Here is a 17679-nt window from a genome sequence, read left to right as displayed (position 1 = left end):
CCAGCTCAATTGAGCGAGGCACAGGCCTCGCTTTTTTATAGCCAAAATATGCTAAAGTGCCGATTATCTTTTCGATTTCTTCATCACTATGCTTGAGTTCTGGTTCAATCCACAGGTGTCTGTTCTAAAAAAACTGTTGATCTTTATTGTGATTGCCGTGACAGCTGCAGTGTTGTACTGGATGGAACCACTGCCCTTGGATGCAATTCTGATGTTTGTCGGTACGGGTGTGATTTTTCTGATTTGTCGTTACTGCAAAATCCACTTTGCCAGCAAAAATCCGACCGGTTTACTGTATAGACTACTGACCTGGATTCCAATTGCCTTATTGATTGCTTTAGTTTTTATGAACATGCAGCAGGGTGAAATCCTGATTCCGGGTGCACAAGGCATTGCTTTTATGGCACTGGCAATTTGTCTGTTTTCACCGCTATCACTGCTCAATCAGAACTCTCACGATCCAGAGCCGCCACATGCTTGAATTTTGGTATTCCGAACGCTGTCACCGTCAAATCAAACTGATGGTGATTATTGCGACCTGTATTGTCATTTACGCAGCATCAACTGTGGCCCAGTTAGATCCGGTATTTGTTGGGGTGAGTTTAGCGATTGGGATTGTCGTGCATTTACTGCACCATTTCCGCCTGAAAATTTCGAAATCCAATCCCTATGCAAATGGCTTTAGCGCCTTGAGCCGGGTGATTCCCATCATTGCCTTAATTACCCTGTTTGGCTATTTGCCTGAACAGCACCAACAATGGGGCAAATTTGCCTGGGGTCTGCAATGTCTTGGCTTTGCCGCGATTGGATTATTTATCGTTTCAATCTATGAAAGCCGTGCGAAGCGTTTTGAGGACTGATCACTTCGCAGTATTTTCTTAGAAGTAAGTTTCCAGACGATAGTAACTATAAGTCACGTTTTTATTGCGATAAACCGCATGATCTCGCTGTTTGAAATCCGATACCCAGGCACTACCTGAATAAGCCGCGATATGTCCATATTTATGTCCCTGAGTACGGTCAATAATATAGATATCGCCTTTTTTCGGCCGATCAAAAGAAGCATTAATTTTCTTATAGCCCAGCTGCATCAGGGTACTTCCCCAATCTGCCGCTGCGACTGGATGGTTCACAATTTTCGCACCAGAGGATTGCAGACCGACACGAATACTGCGCGCACATTTCTGTGTACTGGTATTTCGGGTAATGCCTTGCAGATAACTGGTAAATTTCTCGATATTGATACGATGGCCATTGCTTACGCCTGAAGCATTACGGACAGTGGCTTTGTGGGATGACTTTTTAGGTCTTTGCTCCGATTGGGAACGCACAATGATATTCGCTTGGACAGAAGCATATACTTCGCTCATGTTTACTTGATGATCATAGATCATGCCTTACCAACCGCTCCTCGCCTGTAATTTAGGCTTTCATATTGTTAACAAGCCGAGAATACTAGTCGTTTAAATGTTATCTTTCACATTAAAAATGTAAATAAATTTGTCTATTTTTGCGGCATTCAAATTAAGCCGTTCTTTCTAATACAGTTACAAAACCCATCATCTTTGCAAAAAAAATGTAAAGCAAAGCCAACTCCGACGCCTTGCAAAGTCTTTTCAGCCTGAAATACACAAAATGAGTCCTTATTTTTTTTCTACTCAAACGTGTGACTTTAAGCTGTAGCTCGGCCATTTTCAGACAACATTTCACTACATGATTACATCATTTTGAGCTTTGCACCCTGTATTACACTGATTCGGCATTTTTAAATATTGAACTAAACGGAGAAGAAAAATGAGTCAGACTTTAAGTACCGTTTCAAATTTTAATTTAGAACAATATTTAGGCACCTGGTATGAAATTGCACGTTTGCCGATGAAACACCAACCCGAGAACAGCACCGATATTTCTGCGGTATATAGCTTAAATGAAAATGGCAAGGTTCGGGTTCAGAACCGCTGTCTGGATGGTGAGGGTAAGCTGGATGAAGCCATTGCTGAAGCGACCATTGTCGATGCAGAACATGCCAAGCTCGAAGTCAGTTTTTTACCTGAAGGCCTGCGTTGGATTCCGTTTACCAAGGGCGATTATTGGGTATTAAAAATCGATCCGGATTATCAGACGGCCCTTGTGGGCGAACCTGGTAAAGAATACTTATGGCTGCTACATCGCGGGACGACTTTAGATGAAGCCACTCAACGTGAATATTTAAGCTATGCAGAATCCTTAGGTTATGATCTGTCCGATCTGATTCACACCGTGCATACTGGCCATAAAACGGCTTAATTTACTGTACAAAGACCTCTATCAGGAGGTCTTTTTTATTCTGGTTTGAGCGATGAAAGCTCATCAAAAAATGCTATGATATGCGCAATTTAAATTGTCCCTTTCGACAGCAAATTATTTTTGAAATAATCTATACTGCTGTTAAAACGGCGATTTTCAACAGATTTAAATAGAGAGACCTATGCGCCAATATCTTGACCTTTTACAACACATTCTCGACAACGGCGGCGATAAAGGCGACCGTACCGGTACAGGGACACGTTCGGTATTTGGTCATCAGATGCGCTTTGATCTTTCCCAAGGTTTCCCTTTACTCACCACCAAAAAAGTTCATTTCCGTTCTATCGTGATTGAATTATTATGGTTTTTAAAAGGCGATACCAACGTTCAATATTTAAAAGAGCATAAAGTTTCGATTTGGGATGAGTGGGCAACCGCCGAACAGACCGCGCGTTTTGGCCGCCCTGAAGGTGAACTGGGGCCAGTTTACGGTCACCAGTGGCGTAATTTTGGTGCCAGCAAAAATGCAGATAATAGCTATAATCAGGATGGTTTTGATCAGATCAAATGGTTGATTAATGAAATTAAAACCAATCCGAATTCGCGCCGTCTGATTGTATCTGGCTGGAATCCGAATGAAGCGGGCCAAGTGGCATTACCGCCTTGCCATACCCTGTTCCAGTTCTTTGTCCACAATGGCAAATTGTCTTGTCAGCTGTATCAGCGTAGCGCCGATGTTTTTCTCGGTGTTCCATTTAATATCGCCAGCTATGCCCTGTTGACGCATATGATCGCGCAAGTCTGTGAGCTGGAGGTCGGTGATTTTGTCTGGACCGGTGGCGATACACACCTGTATAGCAATCACTTCGAGCAAGCCCAGTTACAGCTCAGCCGTGAGCCCTTGGGCCTGTGCCAACTTAAATTGAATCCTGAGATCAAAGACCTGTTCGACTTCAAATTTGAAGATATTGAAATTATTGGTTATGAATCACATCCGGGGATTAAGGCACCCGTTGCAGTGTAAATGTTCCCAAACCAAAGAAAATCAAAATCCCACTTTGCTTAAAGTGGGATTTTGCATTTTAATAGGAGCAAATTTTTATTTGTTTTTGAGTGTAGGTATGGCATTTCAGGATTTAGAAGTCGTTCATGTCGTTGCAATGGATCAGCAGCGCTGTATTGGTAAGGACAATGACCTGCCTTGGCATATCTCAGCCGATCTCAAGCATTTTAAAGAAATCACTCAGGGCGGTGTGATTATCATGGGCCGCAAGACCCTTGAATCGATGGGGCGTGCGCTCCCTAAACGCGTGAACTGGGTCATTACCCGTGATCCTGACTGGTCTTTTCAAGGCACTAAAGTTGCTCATAACATTGAAGATGCGCTTATTCAGGCAGTTACTGATGTACACAGCTCAGAAAAACCGACGTCTATTTTTATTATTGGTGGCGGTGAAATCTTTAAACAGACCATGGACATTGCCGACCGTCTGGAACTGACTCATGTCGACCTGGATGTACAAGGTCATGCCTATTATCCTGAAATTCCGGCAAAATTTAAAAAAGTCGCGACCGAGCAACATATTGACGACAAAACCGGGATTGCTTTTGAGTTTACAACCTACAGAAAATAAAGCCTATTTCTCATGAAAAAGTGATGATGCAGGGACGCGAATATATTTCCAAGCACTGGAGTCTGTGGCTGCTGGGTAGCCTGTTTACCCTCTTTGTCATTCTGTCGAGCCTGTGGCTCAGCCTGATGCTCTGGGTTCAGCAACCTCTCGGCAAGATTGGCAGCTTGATCCTGATTGGTGTTTGGTTAACGTTTTCCCTGCTTGTACTCGGGATCTACTTCACCCGGCACCTGATCTCGCGTAAAGCCGATAGCATTCTATATCTTCTGGTCTTTCTGTTTTGTCTGCTGGGCTATTTTAGTCTGCAAGCGCGTCAGGATCGGGAGTGGAATCCTGAAGTGGCTCAGTTGTTGCACTATGAACAACAAGACGATCAGGTCACCCTGCACAATATCCGGAACTTTGACTGGCAAGCTGATGGTCGTTATATCGAACGTTGGGAAAGCCGCAGTTTTGACCTGAACCAGATTAGCGGGGTGAATATCATTACCTCCTACTGGATGGGTCCGAAAATTGCCCACACGTTGGTCAGCTTCGATTTTGCCAATCAAAAACCTCTCACTTTCTCGATTGAAATCCGCAAGGAAAAACATGAAGAGTTTTCTGCAATTGGTGGGTTTTTCCGTAAATATGAATTGAGTCTGGTGGCATCGGACGAAAAAGATATTGTGTATACGCGTAGTAATATTCGCGGGGAGCAGGTGTATTTCTTTCCGGTGAATATGCCCCAAGCTCAGGCCAAAGCCTTATTCAAAGAATATCTGGCCCAGGCCGATGAATTGGCCAGAGAACCCAAGTGGTATAACACCCTGACCAGTAATTGCACCACTCTGGTCTTTGATATGGTTCAGGCAGTATCGCAACAACAATTGCCTTCAGATTATCGACTGTTAGCGTCCGGCTATTTACCGAATTATCTCTATGATCTGAAAGTGCTGGATCAATCCTGGGATATGCACACCTGGTACCAACGGGCGCATGTGAATCCACGAGTCAAACAGAGCGCCGATCTGTCCAGCCAGGAATATTCGCAGCGACTTCGTCAAGGCCTGCCTGCACCTCAGACACATTAACTGGCGTTTTATTACTGTAAATAAAGATACAAAATCAACTGGAACCCGGATCATTTTTTTGTTTATATACAAATAGCTAGTCAATAATCAGAGTATCTTTCATGCTAAAAAAATTAACTGCAATTGCCCTATTAGGCTCGGTATTGGCTGTAATGGGCTGCGAGACCGTGCCGAATACCGCCACTACACAAACCACGAATCATTTACAACTTTTGCAAAATCGCACCTGGATTGCCACACAGATTGGCAATACTGAAATCAAGACCGCAGCTACTGCACCTCATCTTCCAAGTCTGCAATTTGATACCAGCACCCAGCGTGTTTCCGGTTCAGATGGTTGTAACCGGATCATGGGCAGCTATACGGCGGGCAAAGATACTTTGAATTTAAGCCAGATGGCAACAACACGCATGGCCTGTATGCATAATGATCAGCTTGATCAAAAATTTAATGAAGCTTTAGCCAAGGTGACGCATTATCAGGTATTTGGTAAAACCCTAAAACTATTGGATCGTCATGGTAATGTGTTAATTCAGCTGGAAAGTGCAGTTCAGCCACGTTAAGACTTCCCTACAAAAAGCCTGTATTGGCGGGCTTTTTTTATCTTTCATACTGATGGGCCAGGATTTAACCATCAGCCCAGTTCAATCGAATGAGGAATCAGCCATGCAACAAGCACTTTTTGGTGGTGGATGCTTTTGGTGTACCGAAGCGGTATTTTTACAAATTCAGGGCGTTCAGCAAGTCCTGAGTGGCTATGCCGGCGGTCATACCCCTGAGCCAAATTATGAGGCCGTGTGCGGCGGTGAAACCGGCCATGCTGAAGTTATTCTGGTTGATTTCGACGAAAACCAGATCAGCTATGCCCAGCTCCTTGAGGTGTTTTTTGCGACGCATGATCCAACCACTTTGAACCGTCAGGGCAATGACGTCGGTACCCAATATCGTTCCGTGATTTATTATCTGAATGCTGAACAAAAAACTCAGGCAGAAGCAGCCATGGATGCTTTAAAAAATGAAGGCCTGAATATTGTGACTGAACTCAGCCCGATGCCGACCTTCTATCCTGCTGAGGAATATCACCAAAATTTCTTTGCGAAAAACCCAAACCAAGGTTACTGCAATTTTGCCATTCCGCCAAAACTGAATAAATTACGCAGTAAATTTATGACTTTGTTAAAAACCCATTAATTTGCATAAAAAATGGGGATAAAAAAAGCGACTGAAATCAGTCGCTTTTTTTGTTAGCTGAATCTTAGTTATCGGTTGCAAAGGCAATATCGCTGAGTCCGGCTCCACTCGCACGCGACATGACTTGAGCTACCGTGTCATAACGGGATTCTTTATCTGCTTTCAGCACAATCGTCGGCTGACGTTCGGTCTGACCTGCTTCATTAAAACGGGTCTGCAATTCGTCTAGGGTCAGGACATTGCCATTCCAGGCAATCTCACCTTCCGCATTGATGCTGATTGTGACATTTTCAGGCGGCAGATCAATAATCTCCGCAGTGGTTTGTGGCAAGGTTAATGGAATTGATGGGTTCGCAACGGTCGCTGTCACCAAGAAGATGATCATCAATACCAACATAATGTCGATGAGGGGAATGAGGTTCATCTCATTCATACCTACATCGTTGTCTTCACCCAGTTGAAAAGCCATTAAGCTTGACCTCCCACGAAACTCTGTTGTGTTACTTTTTCATCAGACTTTTTTGCAGCAGATTCCTGTTGCAACATGGTGTCAATCAACAAGCCATGTGCCTGATCTTGTAACTCATGCGCCAAACCACGATTGAAACGCACACAGATGTTATAAGCCAGTACCGCAGGAATCGCGACGGCTAAGCCTAGACCCGTCATGATCAAGGCTTCACCGACTGGGGTTGCCACTTGTGCCAGACCAGCCTGACCGCTTTTACCCACTGCAACCAGCGCATGGAAAATACCCCACACGGTACCAAACAAACCGACAAATGGTGAAATCGAAGCAATCGTACCCAGAACTGATACACCTTTTTCGGCATTGGCTTTTTCTGCTGAAATCTGACGTAACAATGCCTGTTCTGCCACTGCCTTACGCTGTTCAAAGCCCAAAGGAGCCAGTTTGGTTTTCAGTTGCTCCAATGCTTGAGACAGCTGGGTATAAGCAACTTGTTTAAGCTGGCGAGTGCCCATCAAACGCAGCACAAAAATGGTCCATGTCGCAATCGACATTGCCAATAACACGAAATACAGCGTTTTACTGACTGCATCAGCGTGTTGCCAATAAACTGAAAAGTTCATCTTCGAACTCCTAATGGGTTAGCCGTTATTTGGTAATTTGAAAATCGAAAGGCTGCTCAACCCGGGTTGGATAAGCCACACCATTTTCCACATATTTGGTTAGTTGCGCGCGGCGTACCGCTGCTTCAACTTTACGGTTCACTGCCGAGCTACAACTTGAATTTCGTGCAGTTGCAGAAACCACTTTACCCTGCTCATTTGCCGCCACATCGACTACCATCGAACAAGTCGCTCTTAACTCACCTGAAGACAAGGAAACTTTCGGTGCGCGCTGCCAGCTCACTCCACCCCCAATCGAGACACTTTTTGGTGATGGCGGCGCAGCAGGTGCTGGCGGTGCTACAGGCGCAGGTGGCGCGACTGGAGCTGGTGCCGGTTGCACTTTGGTTTCGGTGACCACTGTCGGTACCACCGGACTTGGGGTTGGTTTAGCTTCAACGGGTGGTGCTTTCACGACTTTAGGTGCTTCTGCCTTCTTCACCTGTTCTATTTTTTCAACTTTTTTTGGTGGTGGTGGCAGCGGTTTATCTACAATTTTGACTTCTTTGGGCCTAGGCGGCTCTTTTTGTGGCTCGGCCTTCGGCTTTGGCGGTAAAGGTTTTGGTGCTTCCTGCAATTTTACAAAGCGCACTTTAAGCGGCTCTTTCTCTACAGGCTTGAGCTCCGGTGCGTCCATCTGGCTCACTGCCCACAATAGGCCCACATGTCCGACGAACACGGCCGCCAGAATCGAGATGACTTTCTTTTTCATCTTGTTGGGCGGTGTAGGTGGCATGGGAGCAGCAACTTGACTCATTAAATCTATTACCTTGAGGAGATGATGTGAAACAAACAATCAAGCTCATCGGTTAGCACAATTAAAGTACGCCAATAATAAATGAGAAGTGTTTTCATTTGCAACTACTAATCATGCCTTTCACTGATTTTTTTTGCATCAAAACAAAAAAGGCACACTAAAAGTATGCCTTTTTAAATAGGGATGCAAGTTTTATTGGAACACCACAGTTTTATTGCCATCGACAATAATACGGTCTTCCAAATGCCATTTCACTGCACGTGCCAGTACATTACGTTCTACATCCTGACCGAGTTCACGCAACTGTTCAACGGTAAAGTCATGATTGACACGTTCTACGTCCTGCTCGATGATCGGACCCTGATCCAGATCGGCAGTAACATAGTGTGCAGTCGCACCGATCAGCTTGACACCTTTTTCATGCGCCTGCTTATACGGATTTGCACCGACAAATGCGGGCAGGAATGAATGGTGAATATTGATCACTTTCATTTCCCACTTACTTACAAATTCTTCATCTAGAATCTGCATATAACGTGCCAATACCAACAGGTCATTGCCCTGCATTAACTGGTCAATTTCTGCATAGGCTTCAGGCTTGTTGTCTTTGGTCACCGGCACCACTTCAAATGGAATCCCAAAGTTTTCAACCGCTTCGCGTAAAGTCTCGTGATTCGATACCACCTTGGTAATTTCACATGGCAACCCACCACGGGCATGACGCCATAACAGCTCAAGCAAGGCATGATCGACCTTAGACACCAAAATACCGACTTTCTTCACATCGCTGACCAGAGCCAGACGCCATTGCATGCCATAACGCTCTGCGACATTTACCGCAAAAGTCTGGGTAATGCTTTCTTTACGGCTTTGCAGATGATCCAGTTCAAATTCAACGCGCATGAAGTAACGGCCGCCCTGCGCTGCTGTCGCATATTGGTCAAGCGCAGTAATATTGGCACCTTGATGATACAAGAAGCTCGAAACAGCCTGCACGATGCCCGGCTTGTCTTCACAAGTAATCAATAAACGTGCGGTGTTAGCAGTCGTCATATTCATGTTGGTTTAAGTCACTAATCAGTTAAATTAAAAATAAGCCGAGTATTCTAGCGCGTTTCCGAAATATTCTGAATAGGCGACTCGACTTCTGTGTTTTTTGCAGATGACAGGCTGGCAAAAAGTTCCGAAGAACCCAGGCTATTTAGCAAACCTTCATAAGTTTGACGGCTTTCACCGCGTAAATAGGCCCCTTCCAGGAACACCATTTGACGGAGTGCCTGCCAGACCCATTTTTCTTCCAGCGTATTGGAATCGGTCAGATGACCTGACATATATAGGAAGTTGGTCCAGTTGGTCAGTACAATCCACAGGTTAATGATCAGTGCTTCAATTTCTGAATCGGTCATGTCCATCAAGCCAGCATTCACAAAAGCCTTATAGATTTTCTGACCTTGCTGCATCACCTCGCCGGCAAAGCGTGGATACATCTTGCGGAAATCTTCGTTATTTTCGACCAGATGATAGACATCGCGATGCAGGAAACGATAAGCCCACAGCTGACTGCTCAGTACCTGAAAATAATGAATCTTGTCATTGGCATCCAGAGCACGATCATCCGGCAGCGCCAGCATTTCCAGAGTTTGCTGCTGGTACTCCTCCATCAGTTCTTTAATAATTTCATTCTTATTACGGAAATGATAATACAGGTTACCAGGGCTCATCCCGAGTTCAGCCGCAATATGATTGGTGGTCACAGAGCGTTCGCCACGTTCATTGAACAGCTGCAAACTGAGCTGCAAGATACGCTCTTTAGTTTTTAAGGTTTTGGTTTGGGACATCCTAAAATAACCATTCAGTTCGTGCATTAGCAGGCTAACACACAAAGTCACTTGACTAATTAGAGTATTTGCTCTAAAAATTAATTAATCGATTTTTGAATAATGGTAGTGCGGCATGAACAGTCACACAAAAACAATATCAATGACACCACATTTTTTTGATGGCCAATACTTAAATGAGCTTTTGGCACAACAAAAACATGCTTACTTAAACTATCCTTTGCCGACGGCAAAGGAACGCATCGATCGTTTAGCTCGACTTAAGCGTATCTTAGTTAAGTATCAAGATCAATTTGCAGAGGCAATTAATCAGGATTATGGTAACCGCTCGATTGGGGAAACCAAAATTGGTGAACTGCTCACCTGTCTGGAACATATCAAATATTATAGCAAAAACTTGACCCGATGGATGAAACCCTCCAAGCGTCATGTCGGCATTATTCATCAACCGGCCAAAGCTTGGGTGCAATATCAGCCTTTGGGCGTGATTGGGATTATTGCACCGTGGAACTATCCATTGTTGCTGTCCATTGGCCCACTCATTTGTGCATTGGCTGCCGGCAACCACGCCATGATCAAGATTTCTAGCGCATCGGCTGCGTTTGGTGAAGTGCTTGAAAAAGCCTTGGCAGAAGCCTTTCCGAAAGAACTGGTCGCAGTGGTTAATGGTGGCGGTGTGATCTCAGATGCCTTCTGTCGTCTAGCCTTCGACAAAATGATTTTTACCGGCTCGACTGCTGTGGGTAAAACCGTGATGGCAGCCGCAGCAGAAAATCTGGTTCCGGTGATTCTGGAACTCGGGGGCAAGTCTCCAGTCCTGGTACATCCATCAATTGATCTGCGTGATGTCGCACAGCGGATTGCGGTGGGCAAACTCTGGAATGCCGGTCAAACCTGTGTCGCACCGGACTATATGTTCCTGCCTCGTGGCAAGACGGCAGAATTTATTGATCATTTTAAAGCCTGCGTAGAAAGTATGTATCCGGATATCACCCATAATCAGGATTACACCTCGATTGTGAATGACAAACAGTACAACCGTCTGCAAGGCTATCTGGATGATGCACGTGAACAGGGTGCTCATGTTATTGAAATCAATCCGCGCCATGAAAATTCCGCTGATCTGCGTAAAATTGCCCCCACCATTGTGACCAATGTCACACCAAGCATGCAGATCATGCAGCATGAAATCTTTGGTCCACTGCTGCCAATCATGGAATATGATCAAATTGATGAAGTTATCGACTTTATTAATAGCCGTCCACGCCCACTTGCTTTATACTACTTCGACTTTGATCAAGCGCGTGCCGATTATGTCGCACAGCGTACCCATTCAGGGCATTTCGGGCAAAATACGGTATTAACCCATGTTGCACAAGACGATCTACCATTTGGGGGTGTCGGTGCATCAGGTATGGGGAAATATCACGGTCCAGAAGGCTTCTTCAGTTTGTCGCATGAACGCTCGGTAATGTCGAATCCCAAGCTGTATAGCTTGAAATACATTCTGCCGCCGTTCAATAAACCGATTCACAAGCTGATTTCGAAGACACTTCTCCGTTAAATGATCAAGGCATGAGCTATCGATATAGCTCGTGCTGCGTTTTGACGAAAATCGCTTGTCTTTTAAGCGCATTTTTGATATAAAACGCCCCTTGAATGATTTCAATCCGTTTATTTTTGACTGGCCATACAGATTTGCTGTTGGCTAAATCAATGGAGTTACACCATGTCTAAGGTTTGCCAAGTTACCGGCAAGCGTCCAGTCGTTGGTAACAACGTCTCACACGCCAACAACAAAACTAAACGCCGGTTCGAGCCGAACCTGCACCACCACCGTTTCTGGTTAGAAAGCGAAAAACGTTTTGTACGTCTTCGTTTAACCACTAAAGGTATGCGTATTATCGACAAATTGGGCATTGAAAAGGTTGTTGCTGACCTACGTGCTCAAGGTCAAAAGATCTAAGGAGTCTGAACCATGCGTGATAAAATTCGCTTAGTTTCTTCAGCTGGTACAGGTTATTTCTATACCACGACTAAGAACAAACGTACTATGCCGGAAAAAATGGAAATCAAAAAATTTGATCCAAAAATCCGTCAACACGTAATCTTCAAAGAAGCTAAAATCAAATAATTTTGGCTTTTTAAAAAAAACGACCCTTTCAGGTCGTTTTTTTTTGCATTTTTTTTACCCCACTTGATAAACTTTCTACATGTTTTGGCACTTTTTGTGCTTATTTCCCAGCAAACCTAACTAAAGGAGTATTTAGTGCCACATGACGTAGAACTCATTATATTATTGGCTGTTGGTTTTGGCTTAGCCCTGGTTTTTGGCTATATCGCTGCACGTCTGCGCCTCCCTCCACTTATCGGCTATCTGGTGGCCGGCATTCTGATTAGTCCCAATACACCCGGTGTGGTCGGCGATATTCATCTGGCCAACCAGCTGGCAGAATTAGGTGTCATGTTCCTGATGTTCGGGGTCGGGATGCATTTCTCGCTAAGTGATCTGATGCAGGTGCGGCGGATTGCATTGCCCGGTGCAATTTTGCAAATTGCAGTCGCCACTCTGCTCGGAGTGGGAGTCTCGATGTTATGGGGCTGGAGCTTTGGCTCTGCGCTCGTATTCGGTTTAAGCCTATCCTGTGCCAGTACGGTGGTTCTACTCAAAGCACTCGGTGATCGTGGTCTGCTCGATTCAATTAATGGCCGGATTGCCGTCGGTTGGCTTTTGGTCGAAGATCTGGTCATGGTCTTGGCCTTGGTATTATTGCCGGCCACTGCCTTACTTCTAGGCGGACAAGCACTTGAAGGTGCGAGCGATGAAAATATCTGGGCCACTTTAGGCATTACCCTGCTGAAAGTCGCAGGCTTTATTGCCTTTATGCTGATTATTGGTAAACGTCTGGTGCCGATGATCATCCAAGTCGTGGCACGTCTGGGTTCTCGTGAGCTGTTTACCCTGACTGTGGTCGCTGCGGCCATCTCGATTGCCTTTGGGGCCTATAAGGTTTTTGGGGTATCTATGGCGCTGGGGGCTTTCTTTGCCGGGATGGTGGTGAAAGAGTCAGATTTCAGTCATCGCGCGGAACAAGAAACCTTGCCGCTGCGTGAAATCTTCTCAATCTTATTCTTTGTTTCTGTCGGCATGCTGTTTGATCCGCGTATTTTACTGGAACAGCCACTCCATGTGCTGACAGTCGTCGGCATTATTCTGATTGGTAAAACTCTTGCAGCAATGGCACTGGTATTGTTCTTCCGCTATCCAATCAATACCGCGCTGACTGTTGGCGCTTCGCTGGCACAGATTGGTGAATTTTCATTTATTTTGGCAGCACTTGGGGTGTCACTGAATCTGCTTTCACTAGAAGGTCAAAACCTGATTCTGGCGGGTGCATTGATCTCGATCACTCTTAATTCCTTTATCTTCTCCGCGATTGAACCGGTACAAAAATGGATTCGGGAACGCTCGACCCTGGCACGCTTACTGGAACGCAGTGGTGATCCATTGGCAATGTTACCCGATGAAGTTTCACAGGATTACTTGCGTGATCAGGTGGTGCTGATTGGTCATGGTGAAGTGGGTCGTCGTATTACCCGCTCATTAATGGAAGAAAATATCAAGGTGGTTATTGCAGAAGAAAACCGCGATATTGTCGAAAATCTGCGTGAAAAAGGTATTGCCGCGGTTTCAGGCGCTGCGACTGAAGCCGGTGTTTTGATCCAGGCGCATATTCAACATGCGCGCTTACTGGTCATTTCCCCTATGGATATCATCGATATTCATAAAATTGTAGATATTGCCAAGACCTTGAATCCGAAAATTCAGGTATTGGTCTGTGCCGAAAGCAAGGAAGAAGCTGAAGCGATCCGTCGTGATAATATCGGCGCGGTGTATTATGCCAAAGAAGAAATGGCGAAAAATATGAGTAATCATATTTTAAACCAGATCGAAATTGCGCATCAGCATCCCCCTTCTCATTAATCTCTCTGCATAAAAAAAGTTGCCCAATGTGGCAACTTTTTTTATGCATAATCACAAGATTTTTTGTAATAAGCTGACTTCAAATCATCAGGAGTAAAATCAAAGAAACGAGGTTTTCATTTCTTGAAACTCACCTTGAGCTCGTACTTAAAATCTAACTTATTCCCCAACCCTTTAAAATCAAAAAGCACACCGATAGTGTGCTTTTGAATACATTGTAATCTTAACTCATATACTTCGGCTCTTCATCTACGACTTCAGCCTGCCATTCATTGACCTGCTGTTCCAGCAAACCATAGAGTGCTGCCTGAATCATCTGTTGCGCAATCACAGGCGTCTGCTCTCCAAGTAGAGCTTTCACCTCATCATTAAATTGAATCATGACCAAAGGCTGTTTATGCGAACCTGCATTGCGTAAAGCCAAGGCACCACCTTCAAGTTGAACGAGTTCTAAAATCGCGTCTTGATTACCAAATAAGTCTTTCAACTGTTCTATAGACATATATCCTCCATGTTCAACATGGTGGCAAAGAGCCGGGTGCACTTTGCATCATTAGAGTAATTGATATAGGGTTAAAAATTCTAATTTCAAGTACGGTCGATCCGATTAAAATTCAATCATCTCATTGCGAAAACCATCGATGAGTTGTGTCAAGTCACGATGCCATTCTCTTAATATAGCAGGATCAGGTAACCATGCTTGTGGAGACTGTGTGACTTTAATGATGAGATTTGAGGAGGTTTCGTCTTCGGGTTCCGGTGTACTCGGTTCAGGCGCATACTGGCACAGACGATACGCACGTTTTAGTTCAGCAATGAAACCGCTCTTGGATAAGTGTTGTAATACGGCTACTTCGGGTGAAATCTGGCCTTTGGCTGCCATTAGTTCTTCGATCGATTTTAACGTCGGATTGGCATCATTCAGGCGATAGTAACGCACCAGTTCCTGCAAAAATGCCAATAAAGCGCCATGCAAATGAAACACAGTCGCCTCACGTTGTGCCTGAGCCTGTTGCACATGCTCGGTTTGCTCTGCCTGCTGACAGGCAAGACGGGCAAAATACAGTTTTTGATTGGTACGGTCCGCATGATAGCGAGCAACACGGGTCATTGATATTTCCTAAGGTTTTAAACAAATTTTGGCTTTTATAAAGTAAAAGGTTCGCTTTCATTTCGCAATCAAAACATGTTTAAACTGAATCCATCCAGTACTGAAATCCAGAAAATCTAACTGCCTGCACGAGTACAACCATGAGCACAACAAGGCTAAATTTCAGCCATAAAAAAGGAGCATATCAAGTGCTCCTTTTCCAGTTTAAGCCTCGGGCTTATCTTCTGCTTGTTTTACCCGGATTCCATGTCCGTGCAAACGCAAAGTATTCAGGCCTTTAATGGCTTTGATGGCTTCACGTGCATGCGGCATTTCTACAAAGGCAAAACCTTTTGATTTCCCGGTTGCCGCATCGAGCACCAAAGTACAAGTATTCACTGTGCCATATTCCTGGAACAACTTCAGCAACTCGGCTTCTGTGACCGTACGTTCTAAATTACGAACTAAAATTTTCATCTGATAACCTTAAGAAGATAGGCAAAAAATATCAAAAAGCACGCGCCTACTCTACTTTTTGTATGCAACAACTTTGCTATAGTTTAATCGAGATCAATGCCAAAATCTAAATTAATCGATTGACGTTCAATCAAGGCACTTTTGACGGTTTGCTGCCGGGTTTTGTAATGGGTTTCTGTAGTGCATAAATGCCGGGTGAGATCATTCAGGAAATAACTTTCGACTTTACGCCCCTGCTCATCGACCGTTTCCCGCGCCCAATGATTCAGGTTCTGTTTGGTCAGAATTAATTCATTTTTTGCCCGGGTCAGTGCTACATACAGCACACGACGCTCTTCTTCGACATCATCAAAGTCGCCCTGAGCACGTGCATGCGGGTAATTCCCCGGCGTAACATTGGCCACATAACAGACATTTTGCTCGGTACCTTTTGCCGAGTGAATGGTAATCAGCGTCACCACATCATGATCGGACTGGCGTTCAATTTCCGAAATCGACACTGGATCGAGCACATATTCCTCTAAAAATTCACTCAGCTGTGAGTGCTTGGAGGCCAGTTGTTTCACCAGTTCAAAATCACCCTGACGACGTGGCCAGTCTTTTTTATAGTTCTCTGCCAGTTGTGTTTCAATTGCCTGAATCGCAAGACTGACACAAGCCTGCACTTCGCCTTTCAGCACGCTCATCTGCTTCATGATCAGAATCGCATTTAGAGGTATCTTGCCAAATTTCTCCAGTTTATCGGAGATTTTATCGATTTCAGGTTCCAGCAGAATGTGTTGCGCCAGCTTGCTTGCACCGACATCACCGACACCATTCCACAGGGTCAAGAAACGCATCCAGGCGATATCATCCAGCGGATTGGCGACCACACGCAGCATGCTGAGCAAATCTTTGACATGTGCCGTTTCCAGCAGCTTCATACCGCCAATAAATCGATACGGTACATTGGCCGCGATACAGGCTGCTTCAATATGCCGCGCGGCAAAACTGGAACGCACCAGTACCATATGTTCGCCCCATTTGCTGCCCTGTAGATAATGACGCTCTTTAATATCAATTGCGATCCATTTGGCTTCATCAAACTCATTCGGAAATATATGCATGCGCGGCTTTAGGCCCTCGCCACGATAAGCTTCCAGACGTTTGTCATATTTGATTTCAGACTGATCCAGCAGCCAGTTGGACAGATCCAGAATTTCCTGGGTCGAGCGGTAGTTTTTTTCCAGTTTAAAAATCTGCGCATCTGGTACCCGTTCTTTGAAATGATGAATATTTTCAAAATCGGCACCACGGAAACCATAAATCGATTGAGCATCATCACCGACACAGAACAGGCTAATCCGGTCTTTCAGTGGCTCCAACAAAGCCCATTGCAATGGATTGGTATCCTGCATTTCATCGACCAGCATATGTCGACAGATTGAAGCCACATAATCGACCAAGCCTTCTGATTGTGCCAAAGCTGTCGCCACCACCGCCAGAATATCGTCATAATCCAGAAAACTGCGCGCCTGTTTGCGTGCTTCATATTCCTTCATGATCTCGGCAATTTGATCTTTCAGCGCCAAATATTCCGGCATCTGCTTTTCCAGCGCGAGACTGAGCTTCTGCCGAGTATTACGTGCAAAGGAATATAAATCGCAGAGTTCTTGTGGCTTGGGCAGATGATTGGGATTTTTTTTGTCATCACGACCCCGAATCAGACGGAACATCATCAACTGATCATCACGATCAATAATCGAAAACTGTTCCAGACCAAAAGCTTTCGGAATACGGCGCAGCAGATACATACAAAAGGTATGAAAGGTCGAGGCTCGCAGTCCCTTGGCTTCTTCACCAAGTGCCAGTTCGACACGCGCCACAATTTCACTGGCTGCACGGCGGGTAAAAGTCAGAATCTGAATCTGGTTGGCAGGCACACCCTGCTCAATCAAGTAAGCTGCGCGTGCCACGATGGTTTTGGTTTTGCCACAACCTGCCCCGGCCAGCACCAAACTGTGTTTTGCTTCTGTGGTCGCTGCTTGCTTTTGTTGGGGATTTAATTCATCAATCAGGTTGGCTAAACTCATTTTCACTCATCGTTTTGTGGATGGCTGTAGTTTAGCAGATCGCTCTTATAATTATGGCTTTTCATCCGCCCTGAAACAGCAGCAAATTTTATCTCTTGATTTGTTTGCTAGAGGGTCGACAGCATGGATGCCGTCTGCTGGATTG

Annotated in this window: 22 protein-coding genes; 12 read left to right on the top strand and 10 right to left on the bottom strand. The window is 44.9% G+C overall.

The features are described from left to right. The first annotated feature begins 88 nt into the window (after nt 1-88). Together FTU40_RS02880 and FTU40_RS02875 are read left to right on the top strand one after the other, a co-directional pair. Nucleotides 89-481 (top strand): hypothetical protein, encoded by a 393-nt coding sequence (locus tag FTU40_RS02880; RefSeq protein ID WP_005095547.1) that lies wholly within the window; start codon nt 89-91, stop codon nt 479-481. Continuing rightward, nucleotides 474-860, top strand: a complete 387-nt coding sequence (locus FTU40_RS02875) for a hypothetical protein (protein WP_180039712.1) — start codon at nt 474-476, stop codon at nt 858-860. Before FTU40_RS02880 ends, FTU40_RS02875 begins: the two co-directional genes overlap by 8 nt. A gap of 18 nt (nt 861-878) precedes the next feature. Here the strand turns inward: FTU40_RS02875 and FTU40_RS02870 are convergent, their stop codons facing one another. Continuing rightward, nucleotides 879-1394: a CHAP domain-containing protein gene (locus FTU40_RS02870; protein WP_180039710.1), complete on the bottom strand. Its 516-nt coding sequence runs from the start codon at nt 1392-1394 to the stop codon at nt 879-881. Between the two features lie 400 nt (nt 1395-1794). Between FTU40_RS02870 and FTU40_RS02865 the strand changes: the two genes are divergently transcribed. The 6 genes from FTU40_RS02865 to msrA all read left to right on the top strand — a co-directional run bounded on the left by FTU40_RS02865 (nt 1795) and on the right by msrA (nt 6184). Continuing rightward, nucleotides 1795-2286 (top strand): lipocalin family protein, encoded by a 492-nt coding sequence (locus tag FTU40_RS02865; RefSeq protein ID WP_100329265.1) that lies wholly within the window; start codon nt 1795-1797, stop codon nt 2284-2286. 181 nt (nt 2287-2467) lie between these two features. Continuing rightward, entirely contained in the window at nt 2468-3310 is an 843-nt protein-coding gene (thyA, locus tag FTU40_RS02860) for a thymidylate synthase (RefSeq protein ID WP_180039708.1), read from the top strand. A gap of 97 nt (nt 3311-3407) precedes the next feature. Beyond that, nucleotides 3408-3920, top strand: coding sequence for a dihydrofolate reductase (locus FTU40_RS02855; RefSeq protein ID WP_180039706.1), 513 nt, complete (start codon nt 3408-3410; stop codon nt 3918-3920). Between the two features lie 23 nt (nt 3921-3943). Then, a complete protein-coding gene (locus FTU40_RS02850; protein WP_180039704.1) occupies nt 3944-4993 on the top strand; it encodes a DUF4105 domain-containing protein in 1050 nt (349 codons plus the stop codon). Between the two features lie 101 nt (nt 4994-5094). Further along, nucleotides 5095-5556, top strand: coding sequence for an META domain-containing protein (locus tag FTU40_RS02845; RefSeq protein ID WP_100329269.1), 462 nt, complete (start codon nt 5095-5097; stop codon nt 5554-5556). Nucleotides 5557-5659: 103 nt separating this feature from the next. Continuing rightward, nucleotides 5660-6184, top strand: coding sequence for a peptide-methionine (S)-S-oxide reductase MsrA (gene msrA, locus FTU40_RS02840; RefSeq protein WP_005095533.1), 525 nt, complete (start codon nt 5660-5662; stop codon nt 6182-6184). Nucleotides 6185-6248: 64 nt separating this feature from the next. Here msrA and FTU40_RS02835 read toward each other — a convergent pair whose 3' ends face one another. From FTU40_RS02835 to FTU40_RS02815, 5 genes are all read right to left on the bottom strand, one after another. After that, complete coding sequence (locus FTU40_RS02835; protein WP_005172785.1) at nt 6249-6653, bottom strand: biopolymer transporter ExbD; 405 nt, start codon at nt 6651-6653, stop codon at nt 6249-6251. Then, nucleotides 6653-7276, bottom strand: a complete 624-nt coding sequence (locus tag FTU40_RS02830; RefSeq protein ID WP_180039702.1) for a MotA/TolQ/ExbB proton channel family protein — start codon at nt 7274-7276, stop codon at nt 6653-6655. Before FTU40_RS02830 ends, FTU40_RS02835 begins: the two co-directional genes overlap by 1 nt. A 25-nt stretch (nt 7277-7301) precedes the next feature. Further along, nucleotides 7302-8072 carry an energy transducer TonB gene (locus FTU40_RS02825; RefSeq protein ID WP_180039700.1) on the bottom strand — a complete coding sequence of 257 codons (771 nt, stop codon included), beginning with the start codon at nt 8070-8072 and terminating at the stop codon, nt 7302-7304. Nucleotides 8073-8264: 192 nt separating this feature from the next. Further along, nucleotides 8265-9131: a formyltetrahydrofolate deformylase gene (purU, locus tag FTU40_RS02820; RefSeq protein ID WP_005095527.1), complete on the bottom strand. Its 867-nt coding sequence runs from the start codon at nt 9129-9131 to the stop codon at nt 8265-8267. 47 nt (nt 9132-9178) lie between these two features. After that, the gene (locus tag FTU40_RS02815) at nt 9179-9910 is read right to left on the bottom strand and encodes a TetR/AcrR family transcriptional regulator (RefSeq protein ID WP_034608773.1); all 732 of its coding nucleotides are present in this window, start codon (nt 9908-9910) and stop codon (nt 9179-9181) included. Nucleotides 9911-10025: 115 nt separating this feature from the next. On the opposite strand from FTU40_RS02815, the gene FTU40_RS02810 reads away from it, so the two are divergent. The 4 genes from FTU40_RS02810 to FTU40_RS02795 all read left to right on the top strand — a co-directional run bounded on the left by FTU40_RS02810 (nt 10026) and on the right by FTU40_RS02795 (nt 13895). Then, nucleotides 10026-11474, top strand: a complete 1449-nt coding sequence (locus FTU40_RS02810) for a coniferyl aldehyde dehydrogenase (RefSeq protein WP_005172791.1) — start codon at nt 10026-10028, stop codon at nt 11472-11474. A 165-nt stretch (nt 11475-11639) separates the two neighbouring features. Then, nucleotides 11640-11876 carry a 50S ribosomal protein L28 gene (gene rpmB / locus FTU40_RS02805; protein WP_000048256.1) on the top strand — a complete coding sequence of 79 codons (237 nt, stop codon included), beginning with the start codon at nt 11640-11642 and terminating at the stop codon, nt 11874-11876. Between the two features lie 12 nt (nt 11877-11888). After that, nucleotides 11889-12044 carry a 50S ribosomal protein L33 gene (rpmG, locus tag FTU40_RS02800; protein ID WP_001205031.1) on the top strand — a complete coding sequence of 52 codons (156 nt, stop codon included), beginning with the start codon at nt 11889-11891 and terminating at the stop codon, nt 12042-12044. A 135-nt stretch (nt 12045-12179) separates the two neighbouring features. Further along, nucleotides 12180-13895 (top strand): cation:proton antiporter, encoded by a 1716-nt coding sequence (locus tag FTU40_RS02795; RefSeq protein ID WP_005172795.1) that lies wholly within the window; start codon nt 12180-12182, stop codon nt 13893-13895. 223 nt (nt 13896-14118) lie between these two features. Here the strand turns inward: FTU40_RS02795 and FTU40_RS02790 are convergent, their stop codons facing one another. The 4 genes from FTU40_RS02790 to FTU40_RS02775 form a co-directional block, all read right to left on the bottom strand. Further along, nucleotides 14119-14397: a hypothetical protein gene (locus FTU40_RS02790; protein ID WP_004278462.1), complete on the bottom strand. Its 279-nt coding sequence runs from the start codon at nt 14395-14397 to the stop codon at nt 14119-14121. A 105-nt stretch (nt 14398-14502) separates the two neighbouring features. Then, nucleotides 14503-15006 carry a DUF6586 family protein gene (locus tag FTU40_RS02785; protein ID WP_074383987.1) on the bottom strand — a complete coding sequence of 168 codons (504 nt, stop codon included), beginning with the start codon at nt 15004-15006 and terminating at the stop codon, nt 14503-14505. 204 nt (nt 15007-15210) lie between these two features. Then, nucleotides 15211-15462 carry an RNA-binding protein gene (locus FTU40_RS02780; protein WP_005095517.1) on the bottom strand — a complete coding sequence of 84 codons (252 nt, stop codon included), beginning with the start codon at nt 15460-15462 and terminating at the stop codon, nt 15211-15213. Between the two features lie 83 nt (nt 15463-15545). Then, entirely contained in the window at nt 15546-17534 is a 1989-nt protein-coding gene (locus FTU40_RS02775; RefSeq protein ID WP_180039698.1) for an ATP-dependent helicase, read from the bottom strand. Nucleotides 17535-17679: the final 145 nt, after the last annotated feature.

It is taken from the genome of Acinetobacter sp. YH12100 (assembly GCF_013419135.1).
Lineage (GTDB): Bacteria > Pseudomonadota > Gammaproteobacteria > Pseudomonadales > Moraxellaceae > Acinetobacter > Acinetobacter pseudolwoffii.
The sequence above is the reverse complement of the archived record's forward strand: the minus strand, read 5'-3'. Positions and strand labels throughout refer to the sequence as shown.